Origin of the sequence: Candidatus Saccharimonas sp. (genome assembly GCA_015256915.3) — a bacterium.
Taxonomy (GTDB): Bacteria; Patescibacteriota; Saccharimonadia; order Saccharimonadales; family Saccharimonadaceae; genus Nanogingivalis.
In genome coordinates, this window is the sequence record CP076101.2 from 298,462 (window position 1) to 315,383 (window position 16,922).

General features: G+C 35.8%; 16 protein-coding genes, 1 tRNA gene and 2 pseudogenes. 7 read left to right on the forward strand and 12 right to left on the reverse strand.

The annotated features are described in order from the left end of the window. Positions 1-81 precede the first annotated feature (81 nt). The 5 genes from HXL38_001555 to HXL38_001575 form a co-directional block, all read right to left on the reverse strand. On the reverse strand, positions 82-528 hold the full coding sequence (locus HXL38_001555) for a hypothetical protein (GenBank protein ID QWB91239.1): 447 nt from the start codon (positions 526-528) through the stop codon (positions 82-84). A 94-nt stretch (positions 529-622) separates the two neighbouring features. Next, positions 623-1,732, reverse strand: a complete 1,110-nt coding sequence (mnmA, locus tag HXL38_001560) for a tRNA 2-thiouridine(34) synthase MnmA (GenBank protein ID QWB91240.1) — start codon at positions 1,730-1,732, stop codon at positions 623-625. Next, positions 1,733-2,347, reverse strand: a complete 615-nt coding sequence (locus tag HXL38_001565; GenBank protein ID QWB91241.1) for a YdcF family protein — start codon at positions 2,345-2,347, stop codon at positions 1,733-1,735. Then, positions 2,348-3,523, reverse strand: a complete 1,176-nt coding sequence (locus tag HXL38_001570; protein QWB91242.1) for a cysteine desulfurase — start codon at positions 3,521-3,523, stop codon at positions 2,348-2,350. It lies immediately after the preceding gene. A 40-nt stretch (positions 3,524-3,563) separates the two neighbouring features. Beyond that, complete coding sequence (locus tag HXL38_001575) at positions 3,564-4,184, reverse strand: hypothetical protein (GenBank protein ID QWB91243.1); 621 nt, start codon at positions 4,182-4,184, stop codon at positions 3,564-3,566. Positions 4,185-4,665: 481 nt separating this feature from the next. On the opposite strand from HXL38_001575, the gene HXL38_001580 reads away from it, so the two are divergent. Both HXL38_001580 and HXL38_001585 read left to right on the forward strand, forming a co-directional pair. Continuing rightward, positions 4,666-6,537, forward strand: a complete 1,872-nt coding sequence (locus HXL38_001580) for an ABC transporter ATP-binding protein/permease (protein QWB91244.2) — start codon at positions 4,666-4,668, stop codon at positions 6,535-6,537. Beyond that, positions 6,537-8,321, forward strand: a complete 1,785-nt coding sequence (locus HXL38_001585; protein ID QWB91245.1) for an ABC transporter ATP-binding protein/permease — start codon at positions 6,537-6,539, stop codon at positions 8,319-8,321. Before HXL38_001580 ends, HXL38_001585 begins: the two co-directional genes overlap by 1 nt. A gap of 48 nt (positions 8,322-8,369) precedes the next feature. On the opposite strand, the gene HXL38_001590 is transcribed toward HXL38_001585, so the two are convergent. Then, positions 8,370-8,738 (reverse strand): hypothetical protein, encoded by a 369-nt coding sequence (locus HXL38_001590; GenBank protein ID QWB91246.1) that lies wholly within the window; start codon positions 8,736-8,738, stop codon positions 8,370-8,372. A 190-nt stretch (positions 8,739-8,928) separates the two neighbouring features. Here HXL38_001590 and HXL38_001595 point away from each other — a divergent pair. From HXL38_001595 to HXL38_001615, 5 genes are all read left to right on the forward strand, one after another. Then, a tRNA-Trp gene (locus HXL38_001595) sits at positions 8,929-9,004 on the forward strand. A 212-nt stretch (positions 9,005-9,216) separates the two neighbouring features. Continuing rightward, positions 9,217-9,909, forward strand: coding sequence for a M48 family metallopeptidase (locus HXL38_001600; protein ID QWB91247.1), 693 nt, complete (start codon positions 9,217-9,219; stop codon positions 9,907-9,909). An 88-nt stretch (positions 9,910-9,997) separates the two neighbouring features. Beyond that, on the forward strand, positions 9,998-11,221 hold the full coding sequence (locus HXL38_001605) for a glycosyltransferase family 4 protein (GenBank protein QWB91248.2): 1,224 nt from the start codon (positions 9,998-10,000) through the stop codon (positions 11,219-11,221). After that, positions 11,214-12,563 carry a glycoside hydrolase family 57 protein gene (locus tag HXL38_001610; GenBank protein QWB91249.1) on the forward strand — a complete coding sequence of 450 codons (1,350 nt, stop codon included), beginning with the start codon at positions 11,214-11,216 and terminating at the stop codon, positions 12,561-12,563. The genes HXL38_001605 and HXL38_001610 overlap by 8 nt, the downstream gene beginning before the upstream one ends. Before the next feature lies 1 nt (position 12,564). Next, complete coding sequence (locus HXL38_001615) at positions 12,565-14,529, forward strand: hypothetical protein (GenBank protein ID QWB91250.1); 1,965 nt, start codon at positions 12,565-12,567, stop codon at positions 14,527-14,529. A gap of 204 nt (positions 14,530-14,733) precedes the next feature. On the opposite strand, the gene rpsH is transcribed toward HXL38_001615, so the two are convergent. The 6 genes and pseudogenes from rpsH to rpsQ form a co-directional block, all read right to left on the reverse strand. Next, the gene (gene rpsH / locus HXL38_001620; protein QWB91251.2) at positions 14,734-15,135 is read right to left on the reverse strand and encodes a 30S ribosomal protein S8; all 402 of its coding nucleotides are present in this window, start codon (positions 15,133-15,135) and stop codon (positions 14,734-14,736) included. A gap of 15 nt (positions 15,136-15,150) precedes the next feature. Further along, positions 15,151-15,420, reverse strand: a complete 270-nt coding sequence (rpsN, locus tag HXL38_001625; GenBank protein ID QWB91252.1) for a 30S ribosomal protein S14 — start codon at positions 15,418-15,420, stop codon at positions 15,151-15,153. Beyond that, positions 15,421-15,999 carry a 50S ribosomal protein L5 gene (gene rplE, locus HXL38_001630; GenBank protein ID QWB91253.1) on the reverse strand — a complete coding sequence of 193 codons (579 nt, stop codon included), beginning with the start codon at positions 15,997-15,999 and terminating at the stop codon, positions 15,421-15,423. It abuts the gene before it with no gap. Next, positions 15,999-16,262 (reverse strand): 50S ribosomal protein L24, encoded by a 264-nt coding sequence (gene rplX, locus HXL38_001635; GenBank protein ID QWB91254.1) that lies wholly within the window; start codon positions 16,260-16,262, stop codon positions 15,999-16,001. Before rplX ends, rplE begins: the two co-directional genes overlap by 1 nt. A 3-nt stretch (positions 16,263-16,265) precedes the next feature. Next, positions 16,266-16,636 (reverse strand): annotated as a pseudogene (rplN, locus tag HXL38_001640) (50S ribosomal protein L14). Further along, a pseudogene (gene rpsQ, locus HXL38_001645) lies at positions 16,636-16,908 on the reverse strand (30S ribosomal protein S17). Before rpsQ ends, rplN begins: the two co-directional pseudogenes overlap by 1 nt. Positions 16,909-16,922 lie beyond the last annotated feature (14 nt).

Consider the following 16,922-nt stretch of genomic DNA (forward strand, 5'->3'; position numbering starts at 1 on the left):
ATTTTAATTATATACTTAAAGAGTGAAAAAATCAAGAAAAAACCCAGCTTTTTGCTGGGTTAATAATTATTTTGCGAATCTTTATCTACGGCGCTCGAACTCATTTTCGAGTTCATCGAAAAATGAATTAGTCTTACGCTCGCACTCTCGCAGGAGGCTTGTCTGAGTTTCATTACCAAAAACTAGACCTTTCGATACTTCGCTTTTGATACATTTTGGTAGATAAACATCTTTTACAAAAAGATAGTTTACATTTTTAGGAGCCTGTGTATTAGACTGCGCTGAGAATTTTAATTCATTGCCTAGATGATGAACTGAGATTGTGAATGAATTTCCCCGTTCATCAAAAAGTTTCGCTTCTAAATCTATCGCTCCTTCTTCAGTTGGTGCTAAAACTTCAACTGATTGAAAACCTGCACCCAGAAGCGCATCCATCAAAAAATCTTCTGAGAAGTAATTCTCGTGATAAAGCTTTTGTTTTGCTTTATATATACTGAGAGCCGATTTGAACCAATTTAGAATTGACATATTTTTTTACCTCTTTGTAAAATACTTAAACTTAAACTATAAAATTTAAGTTTAGCTTGTAGTATTCTACCATAAAAATATAAAAATGTCAATGTTAAATGACGATTCCGCCACCCAAACAAACTTCACCAGAATAAAATACAACACTTTGGCCACTAGTAATTGCGCGTTGTTCATCTTGCAATTCAATTTTTGCCAAATTATCACTTTCGAAAAAGATTTTTGCATTCACGAGTGGCGCACGATGGCGGATTCGAACTTGAATTTCTGCCCCATTTTCAACTTTTTGGCTGATCCAGTGAAGTGCTGAAACTTCGATTTTATTAGACCAAAGTTCGCCGTTATTAATATCAGTCGTTACGAAAACTTCGTTAGTTTCCATATTTTTACCACAAACATAAAATGGTAGTCCGCCGCCAATATTTAAGCCGTGGCGCTGACCTAAAGTGTAAAAAATCGCACCGTCGTGCCAACCGAGAACTTCGCCTGTATTTTTGTTAATGATTTTTCCTGGTTTTTGTTCGGGGATAAATTGTTTTAGAAAATCACGAATTCCAATTTTTCCAACAAAGCAAATTCCTTGTGAATCTTTTTTTTGAGCAGTAAAAAGCCCGCGCTCTTTCGCCATCTCGCGCACTTCAGGTTTAGTAAATTTACCAAGTGGAAACAAAGTTCGTCCCAAAGCCTCACCTCGCACACGATACAAAAAATAAGTTTGGTCTTTATTTTCATCTTTTGCGCGAAGTAGCTCGCCTTTTCCACTTTTCGAAAGGTTGAAATTTTCGTCAGAATTTTCAGTAAAAGCATTTCGAACGCCAGCGTAATGGCCTGTTGCAATTAGATCGGCTCCATCTTCAAGTGCAGCCTCTAAGAAAAGCTTAAATTTTACTTCTTGATTACACATTATATCGGGGTTTGGTGTGCGGCCAATTTCGTATTCGTCAAGCATATATTGCACAACTTTTTCGCGGTAGTGTTTTTCGAAATCAAAAACTTTAAAATCAATGCCCAGCTGAACCGCAACTCTTTTTGCGTCGGCCAAATCTTCTGCCCAAGGACATTTCATTCCTGGTAAATCTTGCGTCCAGTTTTTCATATAAACGCCCACAACGTTATATCCTTGCTCTTTTAAAAGTGCCGCAGTTAAAGATGAGTCTACGCCACCACTCATTCCAACATATACTTTAATTTTTGAATTATCCATTTATTCTCCTATATAAAATCTAAAAATTCCAAAAAGCTCGCTCATCGAGAGATACCAACCGCGTGAATTTGTCCACCAAAATCCATTCCAATCTGGATCATTCAAAACTGGTGCCGAAATCACCTCTACGCCCGAACCTTCTAGAGCTTTTTCGAATTCGAGTCTTGCTCGAGTTTGATGATATTTTGAAGTGGTTAGAGTTACGCGCTTATAGCCATTTTGCTTAATTATTTTTGCAGTAAATTGTGCATTTTGGTGAGTGTTTTGAGCCTTTTCTTCGAGTAAAATTTCTTCTTCTAAAACTCCTTGTTTTCGGGCTAAATTAGCCATTTGGCGCGCATCGCTTAAAACTTTAGGATTAGAGTTTGCACCTGAAAAAATCAACTTTTTAGCTTCAACCGATTTAAAAATTTCAATTGCCTCGCGAGTTCTTAAAGCAGTATTTCCGCCAGAAATCGCTATAACTGCATCAATTTTTTGAGAACATTCGCCTTTTTTGTAGTTTGGGCAAATTTCGGCGAGCCGATTTTTATCGCTAATAATTAAAGTTGCGCTAATAATAAAAACCGCAACTAAACCCACAAAGGCTAAAATCCAGGCAATAAATTTTACCATTTATTTTTGAATCCTCTTAAATTCAGCTTGCACAGTTTTCGAAATTATTTCAGCTGCACGCTTTATGTTTTCTTCATTCGAAAGTTTTCCTAGCGAGATTCGCAAGCTTCCATCGGCCTCAGAATCGCTCAAGCCCATTGCGGTTAAAGTGTGCGAACGTGTACCTTTATTTGCTGCACAAGCTGAACCTGTTGCCACTAAAACCCCTTGCGTTTCGAGTGCAAAAACCATCCGCTCGGCGTCAATTCCGGGAAAAGATACTGAAATGTGGCTTGCAAGCTGTTTTTTTGGATTTCCAAGAAAAATTATTTCTTCATTCGAAAAGTTTTCGCTTAAAGTTTTTTTGAATAATTCCTTTAATTTTCGAAGGCGTTCATTTTCTTTTTTGCGATGCTTTTCTGCCAATTGAATAGCTTTCGCAAAACCAATTACACTTGGTACATTTTCAGTTCCGCTTCGCAGATTTCGCTCTTGTCCGCCGCCCACAATTTGTGCATTAAATTCAATTTCGCGATTAGCCCACAAAAGACCAGTTTGTTTTGGCCCATAAATCTTGCCAGCGTTTAAAGTTAGCATATCTACGCCAAGTCTTGCAACTGAAATATCCAGTTGACCAACACCTTGACTAGCATCAGAATGGAGATAAATCGGCGTTTTTTCACCATTTGAAAGCCGTCGCATTCGTTCTTCTCGTACAATTTCGGCAATTTTCGAAATTGGCTGAATTACACCCGTTTCATTATTTGCAAGCATTACTGAAACAATCTTTGTTTTTGGCGAAATTTTTGCACGTAAATCTTCAAGGTCTATTATGCTATCTTTTTTAATTCTTACAAGTTTTTGGATACCGTATTTTTTGGCTGAATTCAAAACCGCGTGATGCTCAAATTCACCAACCAAGATTTCATCGCCATTTTCTTTCGAAGCTGCTGAAAATGCTAAATTAATGCTTTCAGTTGCTCCAGCTGTAATCACAATTTCATCGCTTTTTGCGCCAATATTTTGCGCAATTTGATGTTTTGCGTCCTCATAGTCTCTTCGAACATCCAAAGCTTGAACATAAGGCGCACTTGGATTGTAGAATTTTTCACTAAAATATGGCAACATCGCAGCCAAAACTTTTTCACTCACCGGTGTTGTGGCGGCATGGTCAAGATAAATAATTTCCTCGTTCATCTTCAATAGTATAACACATTTTTAAAAACTTAACAAAAATTTATTCTCTATTTTTTGCTATTTTTTCAGAAATTTTTAATGGATTTTTTGATTTCAAAATTTCGTCAATTTCATTTTTCGAAAGGCTTTGCCATTTTTTAATTCGGTGATTAAATATTTCAATTTTAATATTTCTCTGCGGAATTTTTTGCTCTTTGCTCCAATCTAAAATTTTCGAAAGATTTTCTGGTTTAAAAATAAAACCTTCATATCCATATTTTAAACAGCTAAAGCCTAATCTATCGCCAATCTTAACTTTTCCGCCATTATCTTTTTTGCGTTCTTTTGATAATTCTGAAAAATCTGAAATCGCAAATTCTGGATATTCAAGAGCTTCACCATACAGCCGATTTTTTTCGTCTTCGTTTTCTTTCCAAGATAACTTTTGCGCTTGTTTGAATTTCTTGGCATTTTTAGGGTTTCGAAACAGAAAAATGTCAGTTCTAACTTTAGTTTTAGTTTTATTTTCTTTTAAGGTTATGATTATATTTTTCGAAAAGAACAGTTTGAAAATCGCAAGCCAAATTTTGTTGCTAATTTTTGGGTAAAAACTCAGCCATAAATGCTTTCTTCGGTTGGTTAAAAAGGCAAAAAATGAATAAAATCTAATTTTAAATTCCATAATATCTCTCCTAAGGTTTGCAGGATTCATATCTGATTTGGCGATTGCTGAATTGTTTATATCACGATTATAAATATTATCGTATATAAAAACTAAAGTCAATATATTTTTCGAAATAATAACACGCTTGACTAAAACATATAAATATAGTATAATTTTTTTGAAGCTTAAATTAGGTTGCGGAAACAACTATAAGCTTTGAAACTTTCTAAAAGGAGTGATTTCTGTGGTATTTCCTAAACCTCATGTAAATGAGAAGAAATGCGAAAACTGTAATGGAACTGGATGGTATAAACAACGAGGGTTCGTAGGTGCTACCCCTTTTCCATGTAAGGCCTGTGGCCAAACCGGAAGAGTAAAAGAATAACTTCTCTGTAATATTTTTATTAAGCCGCAACTTGCGGCTCTTTTAATTTTCGAAAAATTATGTTAAAATGGTGGAACCGCTTAAAATCTATAAACTATAAAAACGAAAGGAATTATGCTAAAATTTATTTTTAAATTTGCTAAAAAATATTGGCTAAGTTTAACTCTTATGCTTATTTTTACGGTTCTTTCGGCAAAAATTAATCTTGATTTGCCACAATATACCGCAAAAATTATTACTGAAGGTGTGGCCATGAAAAACATGGAAGCTATTTATTCGAACGGCTTTCATATGATTGGGCTTTCTCTTTTGAGTGGCGTTTTAATGCTGGCAGGAATTTTCTTCGCGAGCCGTTCAGTTGGGGCGATGGCGCGAGATATTCGCCATGCAACTTTCGAAAAAATTGAAAACTTTTCGATGAACGAGTTTGGCAAATTCTCGGTTTCGAGCCTTACAACACGAATTACGAACGACGCACGGCAATTTCAACAAACTTTCACAATGATTATGCGAATGGGAATTTATGCCCCAATTGTTGGTGTTGGTGCGATTATTAACACTTTAGCTATTTCTGGTTCGATGAGCTGGATTATGGTTGTGACGATTTTTTCTATCATTACTTTGACTACGATTATTGGTATTTTTGCTGTTCCGAAACTAAAGATTTTTCAAACAAAACTCGATAAATTAAATATGCAAACTCGCCAAACAATTACTGGTTTGCGTGTAATTAGAGCCTATAGAAAAGAAAAAGTCGAAGAAGAAAAATTTGATGAAATCAATAATGAAATGCTCAAAATGAATATCTTTTTCGAAAGGATTTTTGGCTTAATTTCGCCGTATATGACGATGGTTTCTGGACTTGGGCTTGTAGCAATTGCTTGGATTGGTTCATATTTTGTAAAATCTGGTGAAATTTCAATTGGCGATGTAACTTCCCTTACCCAATATCTTGCTCAAGTTACTTTTGCTTTCGTGATGCTTTCGATGATTTTTATATCAATTCCACGAATGAATGTTGCGATTAAACGTTTGGGTGAAATTCTTGATGAAGAAATTTCGGTGAAAGATAAAACTAAAACGCAAAAAATGCCAAAAACTTTCGATTTAACTTTCGAAAATGTTAGTTTTGTCTATCCAGATTCTGAAGAAGCCGTTCTTGAAAATATCAATTTTTCAGTAAAGCAAGGTGAAACTATTGCTGTAATTGGTGGAACTGGTTCAGGAAAATCTACTATTGCAAAATTAATTCCACGATTTTATGATGTTTCGAAAGGCGAAATTAAACTAGGCGGAGTGGATATTCGCGACTTAAAGCAAAGCGAACTTCACGATTTGATTGGCTATGTTCCACAAAAAGCAAACCTTTTTTCTGGGAATATCCGTGAAAATATTAATTATAGTTCTTCGAAAAACCTGAGTGACGAAGAAATTATTGAAGCTCTAAAAATTGCTCAAGCTTGGGATTTTGTTCAGAAATTGCCTGAAGATTTAAATGAGAAAGTTTCGCAAGGTGGCAAAAATTTCTCTGGTGGTCAAAAACAACGACTTTCAATTGCTCGGGCAATCGCCTCAAAAGCTCCAATTTTAATTTTCGATGATAGCTTTTCTGCACTTGATTATAAAACCGACGCTAAGCTTCGTGCCGAACTTGCTATAAAAACTAAATCGCAAACCAAGTTTATTGTCGCTCAACGGGTAACTTCGATTATGCAAGCCGATAAAATTATTGTTTTAGACGGTGGAAAGATTGTTGGAATTGGTATTCATGGTGAACTTCTTAAAAATAATGAAATTTACCGCGAAATTGCATCTTCGCAGCTTTCTGATGAAGAAATTGAAACGCAAATTAAGGATTTTGAAAAGCAAAAAACTATTTCGAAAACTCAAAAAAATACTAAAAAAGCAGTTTCGGTTTCGAAAAAGATAGCCAAGAAAAGCTTAAAAAAGGTAATTTCGAAAAAATCTAAGAAAGGAGAAAAATAATGGCGAAAAATCAAAAAAACAAACTTTCGCTAAAAACAATTTGGCGACTCTTGCTATATTTTACACCGTTTAAATTCCTGATTGTATTTTTTGCGATTATGGTGATTTTGAGCTCGGTTTCAGCGATTGTTGGGCCACAAATTGTGGGTGAGATGATTAATTTAATTACTAAAAATTTTGAAATTCAATCTGGCGCAGTTCGATTTAATCCTGATTTTTCGAAAATTACCGAACTTGGCTTTATTTTGATTGCTATCTATGTTGGATCAGGAGTTTTTGGTTATGCGCAAAACTGGATTATGGGTCAAATGGTTCAAGAAATTGTTTTTAAATTACGTGACGAAGCTTCAAAAAAAATCGCGCGACTACCTCTTTCATATTTTGATAAGCACAAAACTGGTGATACGGTTTCAATTATTACGAACGACATCGAGACACTCAGCAACAGTTTGAGCGAGAGCTTAAATCAGCTTTCTTATTCAATAATTACAATTGTTGGTGTGACTGTTATGATGATTTCGATTAGCTGGCAAATGAGCCTAATTGCTCTTGCAACTGGAATAATTTCGGTTGGAATTATTATGATTATTTCGAAGTTTAGCCAAGTTTATTTTATGGATTTGCAAAAATTCACATCGAGTTTAACTGCTCATACTGAGGAAATGCTTTCTTCGCACGAAGTTATTAAGGTTTATAATGGCGAAAAATCATCGGTTGAAAATTTCGAAAAAATCAATAATAAAATGTATATTTCATCTTGGAAGTCTCAGTTTTTTGGTGGACTTCTCTACCCAATTATGGGTTTCATTAATAATCTTTCAACTTTAACTGTTGTGGTTGTTGGCGGAGTTCGTGCATTAAGTGGCCAGATGACAATTGGTGAGATTACTGCTTTTATGCAATATATGAGCCGATTCACACAACCAATTTCGAATATCGCGAATTCAATGACAAGTGTTCAAACAACGGTTGCAGCCTGCGAGCGAATTTTTTGCTTTCTTGGTGCTGAAGAAGAGACTTTTATTGAGATTTCAAAAACTTTACCGAAAGAAATTAAAGGATCTGTAGAATTTTCGAAAGTTAATTTCTCATATTCAAAAAATAAGCCCATTATTACGAATTTCAGCACAAAAATTGCACCACGTTCAAATGTGGCGATTGTTGGCCCAACTGGAGCTGGAAAAACTACACTTGTGAATCTATTGATGCGATTCTATGATATTGATAGTGGAAAAATCACAATTGACGGAATTGATACTTCAAAAATGTCGCGGCATGATGTTCGCTCACTTTTTGGAATGGTTCTTCAGGATACGTGGCTTTTTAATGGCACGATTGCTGAAAACTTGGCTTATGGAAAACCTGATGCCACTCGTGAAGAAATTATCGAGGCCGCAAAAGCCGCTCATGCCGACCACTTTATTCGAACCTTACCAAAAGGTTATGATACGGTAATTTCTGAAGATATCGATAATGTCTCGGCTGGTGAAAAACAGCTTCTAACAATTGCGCGGGCTATTTTGGCAGATTCACCAATGTTGATTCTTGATGAGGCAACCAGCTCTGTTGATACACGAACGGAGGCTGCTATTCAATCAGCAATGGATAATTTAACTCACGGCCGTACAAGCTTTGTGATTGCACACCGCCTTTCAACGATTCGAAATTCCGATTTAATTCTAGTGCTGGAACACGGAAACATTGTTGAGCAAGGTTCTCACAAAGAATTACTTTCGAAAAATGGCGCTTATGCGAAACTTTACAATTCGCAATTTGCTGAATAAAATTCAAAATAGAAAAAAGCCCGATCGTTTCGGGCTTAATTTGTTGGCTTAGCAATAAGAAAATTCTGCAGCTAAAGCGCCGTAATTATATATTTGAGCGCTATCGCTGAGACTAGCATGGTCTTTAGCATAAATTGCATTTAAGAAATGAAATTTATTCGCTAGTTCTGAATGCTGAGACAAAGGCCATAGTTCTTCAATTTTTTTGAAGAACTTGCGCCCTTCTGTTATGTTAAAACGGTAAAGCTTAGCGTAAGCTAGCCAAAAGACTAACTCTTTAACATCGTTTTTATGATAAGCTTTTTCAAGCTTATCTAGAACTTTTGACGGATGTGTTTTTGGCGTCGCCTTTTTGCCTTGAATTTTAGCAAGTTTTTCTTGGTTTTGGGTTTGAACCCAATTTATGATTTCGGCCATTGTTTTGGCCTCCTTTTCTAAAAATATTCGCAAAAGCCAACTTTATAAATTACGAGCTAAAAGCTCAATTTTGAAAGTAAGCTTTTAACTTGTTATTATTGTATCATAAAAAAGCTTTTTTGTCAATACTTAGTAGAAATTTTTCAAAAACTCTTCACTTTTCGAAATTTTTATGTTAAAATAGTTTCATACGGGCATAGCTCAGTTGGTAGAGCACAGGTCTCCAAAACCTGGTGTCGGGAGTTCGAGTCTCTCTGCCCGTGCCAAAATTATTCCATTATGAATTATATACACCAAAATTGGTGTTTTTTTAGTTTGCAACATTAAAAGTAAATTTTATTTTATAGATTTTATTTTTTTTAGTTTTGCCAAATTAATTTCACTGCTGTTCTAATATTTAGAATTTTACAAAAAATAAAATTTCAAAAATTTAAGAATAATTCTCGCCAACCTTCTTAAAAAATGCTATAATATACTTATGGCTATTGTTGATAAAGAGTTTGGTGAAATTAAAATTCGAAAAAGCAAACTCACTCGCTCTGTAAAACTTTCTGTCGGTGTTGATGGAAGTTTACGCGCATCAATTCCTTATTATTCGCCAGAATTTTCTGTCCAGCGTTTAGTTAATCATAATCGCACGCAAATTCGCGAAATGCTTGCTTTACATAATACTAAAAATCTTTATAAAAATGGTGATTTAATTGGTAAAACGCACACACTTTTTTTTCGAAAATTTTTGGGTGAAGAAATTAAAATTTCAAATGAAGGAAATCAGATTTTAGTGCAAATCCCGCAAGATTTATCTTTCGAAAATCAACTTGTCCAATCAGAAATCCGCAAAACTGTATCAAAAATTCTTCGAAAGCAAGCTAAGGCGTATTTACCCCGCCGAATTGATTTTTTGGCAGAAAAATATGGTTTTAACTTTAAGAAATTGCGTTTTTCACATACTTGTACACGGTGGGGTTCATGCTCTTCTAGCGGAACAATTTCTTTAAATATTGCATTGATGAATTTGCCACACCATTTGATTGATTATGTGATTATTCATGAACTTTGCCATACTCGGCAAATGAACCATTCATCTAAATTTTGGCAAGAAGTGGAAAAATATTGCCCAGATTATAAGAAATGTGTTCAAGAAATAAAACAGTTTTCGCCAAACATTTAGTTTAAGGCGGATAATTGGTTAAACCGCTTGCGCTTTTCTCTTAAATTTGCTAAAATAGGAATGTAAATTCTAATCGTAAAGGCAAAAAATGAAAATTCTAATGCTCGGGTGGGAGCTTCCTCCTCATAACAGTGGTGGTTTGGGTGTAGCTTGTTTTTATATGGCCAAGGCACTTGTAAAAAGTGGCGCGAGTATTGAATTTGTCGTTCCGTATAAAGACAAACATACTGAAATTGATTTCATGAAAGTATTGAATGCTACGAATTTCTCTGAAATTCATAAATTTGGTGCTGGAGCTTACGATTCTCCGCATTGGATACGTTCAAGTCATAACGCTAGCAATTTTCTACCAGATATTCGTTCGATTCAGAAAGAATATCGTGAATTTATTCGTGAATATTTAAGTAATCCAAAAAATAAACCAGATGTTATTCATGCGCATGATTGGTTAACTGTGGAAGCTGGAATCCTTGCTAAAAAACTTACTGGTGCGCCGTTGATTACTCATATTCACGCTACCGAATTTGATCGTTCTGGTGGAATTTCTGGTAATCAAGAAATCCATGATATTGAATATGCTGGAATTTGCGCATCCGACAGGGTTTTTGCAGTTTCGAAAAATACTCGAAATGTAATTATCAAGAAATATAAAATTAAGCCTGAAAAGGTTGAGGTGGTTTATAATGCGATCGAAACTTCAGCTCTTGCTAATCCACAAGATTACGATAATCGAACTTACCGCTATCTTGAATATCTAAAATCACAGGGATATACTGTGATAATGACTCTAACTCGCTTTACTGTTCAGAAGGGTTTAACTTTTTTGATGCAAGCGGTTGCCGAAGCTATTTCGAAAAATTCAAAAATTGTCCTACTTCTTGTTGGGGATGGCGAACAACGCAATGAGCTTATTAAAATGGCGAGTGATTTTGGAATTTCAAACAAGATTTTCTTCACGGGATTTTTGCGGGGCGATAAATGGCGTGATGCTTACGGTGTGGCTGATGTTTTTGTGATGAGCTCAGTAAACGAACCTTTTGGCCTAACGGCTTTAGAGGCGGCTCATTTTAACAATGCATTAATAATTTCGGAGCAATCTGGCGTAGGTGAAGTTCTTCAAAATATTTTACGTTATGATTTTTGGGATACGAAAAAACTGGCAAACCAAATTTATGAGGTTTCAATTAATAAGAACCTTTTACAGAGTTTAAAAAATAGTGTTCGAGAGGAATATGATCGGATTTCTTGGAGTGATATCGCCGAGCAAATTATGGAAGAATTTATACGTTTAACAGAGGTAAATAATGACTAAGAAGTCGATTGTTCTCTACCTTCATGTTCATCAGCCCTGGCGCATTCGTGACGATCAAACGCTTTTCGATGTTGGTACAAATAAAAATTATTTTAGCGAAGAAAAAGGCCTAAAACGGCAAAGTAATGGTGAGATTTTTCGAAAAGTTGCTGAAAAATCTTACCTCCCAATGAATAATCTGCTTGAAAAACTATTAAAAACTCACCCAGAATTTAAATTTTCTTTTTCGATTACGGGAACTTTTATTGATCAAGCGCAAGAATTTGCGCCAGAAGTTCTCGAGAGCTTTAAGCGTCTTGTTCAAACTGGGCGAGCAGAGATTATTGCCGAGACATATTATCATAGCCTCGCCTTCTTTTTTGATCGTGAAGAATTTGAAGCTCAAGTTAGTGCGCATCAGGCAAAAATTCGTGAAGTTTTTAATGTCGAAACTACTGCTTTTCGAAACACTGAGCTTTCATATAATGATGAACTTGCTAAATGGGCAGACATTTTTGGCTTTAAAGCAATTTTAGCTGAGGGATGGGACCCAATTCTGCAATGGCGTACGCCAAATCATGTTTATAAGCCAAAAGGTACAAAAAATATTCACCTACTTCTTAAAAACTACAAGCTTTCTGACGATCTTGCTTTTCGTTTTTCGAATCGAAATTGGCAAGAATATCCGCTTACAACTCAAAAATATATCAGTTGGTTAGAATCCTCAAGCTATCATGGTGATGTGATAAATCTTTTTATGGATTATGAAACATTTGGCGAGCATCAGTGGGCGGAATCTGGAATATTTGATTTTTTCGAAAGCTTAGTTTCGTATTGGTTAAAGAAACCAGAGCACGGATTTAAAACTGTCACCGAGGCCGCTCAAAGTGAACCTGCTGCAGAAATTTCTATGCCGAATACAGTAACTTGGGCAGATACTGAGCGTGACTTGACCGCTTGGCTCGGTAATTCAATGCAACAAGAAGCAATGAAATACCTCTATGCTTTAAAGTCGCGGGTTTACAATTCACAAAATGGAAATTTAGTTGAAGATTGGCGGCGATTAACTACAAGTGACCACCCCTATTATATGTGCACGAAATATTTTAATGATGGCGATGTTCATGCGTATTTTTCACCATATAAATCTCCCTATGATGCTTTTTTGTACTTTATGGATACATTGCGAGATATGGATTTTCGGCTAAAAGATATTCCGCCACTTAAGCAGAAAAATATTCGAAAAACGCAAAAAATTCTTCAAAAATCACTTTTTAAAACTCCAAAAAATACAAAACGCAAGAAAATTTTTGCGCGAATGCTTCATAGAAACTTAATGTTTACAAAACGAAAGCGAGGTTAAAGTGGCAAAAACAGCAATTTTAAGCAATGGAAATTTAAATGTCGGGTTAAATGAATTTGGTCTGGTGAGCGATTTTTATTTTCCAGATAATGGTTATGAAAATCATACACTTGGCCGCGACCTTTTTCATCGCGTCGGAATTAAAATTGGCAATAATTTTTCTTGGCTTCATTCTGGTGAGTGGCGATTCTCGGTTGAATATTTTGAAAATGCTTTAATCTCAAAAACTGAAGCTATCAATCAAGAACTTCAAATCAAAATAACTTTTACTGATTTTGTAGCTAGTGATTTTGATGTTTTTGGGCGAAAGATCCAAGTTCAAAATCTTGCAAATTATCCGCGTGAAGTTCAGCTTTTTTTACATCAAAATTTTGCAATTAACAGTAGTTTCCACTTAGCCGATACCGTTCAATTTTTACCTTTAGAAAATAATGAAAAGGCAATTTTGCACTATCGCGGAAAACGTGCTTTTATTATTTCTGCTCAAAGAGTTTTTGAAAAACCTCTTCAGAATATTTTTGAAGATTTTAACCAGCATACGGTTGGCCTGTTTGGAATTGAAAATAAGCTTGGTTCTTGGGTAGATGCGGAAGATGGTATTCTTTCGGGCTCAAATGTTGAGCATGGACAGACTGATTCAGTTGTTGGGTTTGATTTTTCTCTTGGCGTTTTCGAGAATGCAGATTTTCAATACTCAATTTCTTGTGCCGATGGTCACGAGCTTGCTCGCACAAATCTTCAAAAGGTTAGAAATAATGGCTTTTCGAAAGCTTTAAATGATACTAAAAAATATTGGCAAAAATGGCTCTCGCCTGCTTTACGAGTTTCGAAAAAACTTGATTCAAAATATCAAAAAAGTTTTATTCAAAGTTTAATGCTAGTTAAATCTCATCTTGCGAAAACTGGTGCACCGATTGCTAGTAATGATAGTGAAATGTTGAATTATGCGCGAGACGATTATTCTTATTGTTGGCCTCGTGATGCCCTTTTTGCAATTTGGCCATTAATTCGTATTGGCTATCGTGATGAACCTCAAAAGTTTTTTGAATTTTGCAAAAGATCGTTAACTTCGGGAGGATTTATGATGCATAAATATTTACCGAATGGCGAACTTGGTCCAAGCTGGCACCCATATTCACAAGGTGGCGATACTCGAAATCTACCTATTCAGATTGATGAAACCGCAGGAATCCTTTTCTTGTTTGCTCAATATTATAAAAAATTTCGCGAAAACTCAATTTTGAATGAATTCTATGATGATCTAGTAAAGCCGACCGCTAATTTTTTAGTAGATTTTTGTGGCGAAAATGATTTACCGAAACCAAATTATGAGCTTTGGGAGATGGATTTTCTTTCAACAACTTATTCGACTTCGGTTGTTTTTGCAGCATTATATTCCGCTTCAAAATTAGCTCAAGCGGCAAATCGCGTGCATGATGCAAAAAAATGGCGTGATCAAGCTTTAAAAATTCGTTCTACCGCACAAAATGAGCTTTTTAATGAAGAAAGCAATTATTTCTATCGTGGAATTTGGGCTGATGGCAATAAAGATCCAAAAATTGATTCATCAAGTTTTTACGGTGCATTTATGTTTAATCTTTTTGAATTTAAAGGTGAAAAATTACAGACTGCTTTTAAAACTCTTGAAAATCGTTTTAAAGCTAATAATAATATTGGGCTTCCAAGATTCGAAAACGATATTTATTATAGATTTAGTGATGACTACGAAGCAAATATTTGGCCAATAACAACACTTTGGCGTGCAGAATTTTATATTGCTCTTGGCGAAATTTCGAAAGCGGAGGAAATTATTGAATGGGTTCTAGATCAACAAACTTCAACGGGAATTTTACCTGAACAAATTGATCCACGTGATTTAAAGCATCTTTCGGTTGCACCGCTAACTTGGTCCCAAGCAGAGTATGTTTCAGCTTTATTGGATTTGGTCGCTTTTGAAGAAGAATAAAAAAGACCCATAATGATTAGTATTAATGGCCTCAAAAAACTGGCGATAATTTATAAATGTCTAATTAGCTCTTTAAAACTACTTAATTTTGTTAAAGGTTGTTTTCTAAAATAATCTGTCTATAATAAAAATAAGATAATCTACAATAAAAAAATAAGCTCTCGGTAAAAAGCTTATTTTTTATTGTTTTTTCTAAAGTTCAGATTACCAAACTTTTAGTAATAGTTCACCGCCGAGTCGTTGTTTCTTGGCTTCAAAACCACTCATAACACCTTTTGATGTTGAAAGTAGTACCATTCCACGACCACTTTTAATGCGTGGAATTTCTTCTACGCCAACATACATTCGGCGACCTGGTTTACTCATTCGAGTAAGTTCGTTAAAGCGCGCAGCTTCACCATCTTTGGCAATTTTTACTACCAAAATATCACGTGGTTTTGCTGATTCGACTTTAACAGATTCAATATAATTAGCTTTTGCAAGCTCTTTCGCTACAACTTCTTTCAATTTGCTTGAAGGAACACGAATTTCATTCTTGCCAACCAATGCCGCATTTCGAATGCGAGTTAGAAGGTCGGCGATGGGGTCAGTTGATTGTAATGACATAGTCTCTCCTTCCTTCTACCAACTACTTTTTGTTACGCCCGGGATTTCACCCTTTGAGGCTTTAACGCGGAAAGTGATTCGGCTCATACCAAATCGTCGCATATAACCGCGTGGTCGACCATCAAAGTTGTCGCGGTTCTTAAGGCGTGTAGGACTTGAATTGCGTGGAAGCTTTTGAAGACCTTCTTGGTCGCCAGCGGCTTTCAATTCGGCGCGTTTTGCAGCATATTTTTCAATCATTTTTTTGCGTTTTAAGTCTTTTGCAATCATTGATTTCTTAGCCATTTACGCTTTTCCTTTCTTTTCAAACGGAATTCCGAATTTTTCAAGCAATGCCCGACTGTGAGCTTCGCCTTCGTTTTTAATAACGAAAGTTACCTGCAAGCCGTGAAGAATTTGAGTTTCTTCAAAAGTTAGCTCTGGGAAAACAGATTGTTCTAAAATTCCCAAATTGTAATTTCCGCCTTTATCGAAACCTTTTGCTCCAACACCATGGAAGTCACGCACGCGAGGCAAAGCTACATTTACTAGGCGATCAAGAAATTCATACATTCGATCGCCACGCAAAGTTACGCTATGACCAATCGGTGCACCCATTCCACCGCGAATTTTAAAGGTTGCAATTGATTTTTTAGGCAAACGCTCTACTGGAACTTGACCAGTGATTTTTGTAATTGTATTTTTTACAACTTCTTGAAAACGCTTGTCTTCCTTTTTCTTACCTGTTCCTACGCTAACAACGATTTTTTCAAGCTTTGGAACTTGGTGGATATTTGTTAGCTCTAGTTCGCTTTGGAGTTCTTTAGCAATTTTATCTTTGTAAAGAGTTTTCAAGCGAGGAACATAAACAGCAGTTTTAGCCATTATTTATCTCCTTTTTTGCTTGATTTAGCGCTTTTAGCTTCTACTTTTTTAACTTTATGAACTGGAGTTGGAACATGAATGTCCTTTACTCCACCGCGCGGATTGAATTGATTTGGTTTGATGTGGCGATGTTTTTTACCAACACCTTCAACCAAAACAGCATTTTTCTTTGGCAAAACTTTTACAACTTCACCAGTAACACCTTTATCTTTTCCGCTGATAATTACAACATTATCACCCTTAACGATTCCATTTAACGCCACTTATTAGAGCACCTCGGAGCCTAAGCTGATAATTTTGCTGTATCCCAAATCACGAAGTTCGCGTGGCACAGGACCAAATACACGAGTCGCTTTTGGTGTTTTGTCGTCAGCGATAATTACGGCCGCATTATCATCAGAAGCAGATAGTCGAACCATCTTTTCGACGAATTTGGTGCCAGTTCGCACGACAACAGCTTTCACAACTGATTTCTTTTTAATATTACCAGTTACGGTTTAGCATCTTTAACAGTAACAACAATGATATCACCAACTCGTGCGTATCGGCGTTTTGAACCACCTAGTACACGAATGCAAAGGATCTCTTTTGCGCCACTGTTATCTGTTACTTTAAGTCGGCTTTCTTGCTGAATCATTATGCCTCCTCTTTCAATTCTACTGAACCTCGAGCTTTTTCGACAATTTCAACTAAAGCAAAACTCTTAGTTTTCGAAAGTGGTCCGAACTTCTTTAATCGATAACTTTGTCACCTTCACCAGCTTCATTGTTTTCATCATGAGCAGTATATTTTCGAGTTACAGTATATTGCTTGCCGTAAATTAGATTGTGTTTCACGGCTATGAACTATTGCAGTGATAGTTTTGTCGGCTTTAGCGCTCGAAACAACACCTGTCAATGTAGTCGCCATTAGATTTCACCTTT

Coding starts and splice junctions, on each gene's coding strand:
- HXL38_001555 (QWB91239.1), bottom strand. CDS start 528: ATGTCAATTCTAAATTGGTTCAAATCGGCTCTCAGTATATATAAAGCA.
- mnmA (QWB91240.1), bottom strand. CDS start 1,732: ATGGATAATTCAAAAATTAAAGTATATGTTGGAATGAGTGGTGGCGTA.
- HXL38_001585 (QWB91245.1), top strand. CDS start 6,537: ATGGCGAAAAATCAAAAAAACAAACTTTCGCTAAAAACAATTTGGCGA.
- rpsH (QWB91251.2), bottom strand. CDS start 15,135: ATGTCATTACAATCAACTGACCCCATCGCCGACCTTCTAACTCGCATT.
- HXL38_001605 (QWB91248.2), top strand. CDS start 9,998: ATGAAAATTCTAATGCTCGGGTGGGAGCTTCCTCCTCATAACAGTGGT.
- HXL38_001600 (QWB91247.1), top strand. CDS start 9,217: ATGGCTATTGTTGATAAAGAGTTTGGTGAAATTAAAATTCGAAAAAGC.
- rpsN (QWB91252.1), bottom strand. CDS start 15,420: ATGGCTAAGAAATCAATGATTGCAAAAGACTTAAAACGCAAAAAAATG.
- HXL38_001570 (QWB91242.1), bottom strand. CDS start 3,523: ATGAACGAGGAAATTATTTATCTTGACCATGCCGCCACAACACCGGTG.
- HXL38_001565 (QWB91241.1), bottom strand. CDS start 2,347: ATGGTAAAATTTATTGCCTGGATTTTAGCCTTTGTGGGTTTAGTTGCG.
- HXL38_001580 (QWB91244.2), top strand. CDS start 4,666: ATGCTAAAATTTATTTTTAAATTTGCTAAAAAATATTGGCTAAGTTTA.
- HXL38_001610 (QWB91249.1), top strand. CDS start 11,214: ATGACTAAGAAGTCGATTGTTCTCTACCTTCATGTTCATCAGCCCTGG.
- HXL38_001575 (QWB91243.1), bottom strand. CDS start 4,184: ATGGAATTTAAAATTAGATTTTATTCATTTTTTGCCTTTTTAACCAAC.
- HXL38_001590 (QWB91246.1), bottom strand. CDS start 8,738: ATGGCCGAAATCATAAATTGGGTTCAAACCCAAAACCAAGAAAAACTT.
- rplE (QWB91253.1), bottom strand. CDS start 15,999: ATGGCTAAAACTGCTGTTTATGTTCCTCGCTTGAAAACTCTTTACAAA.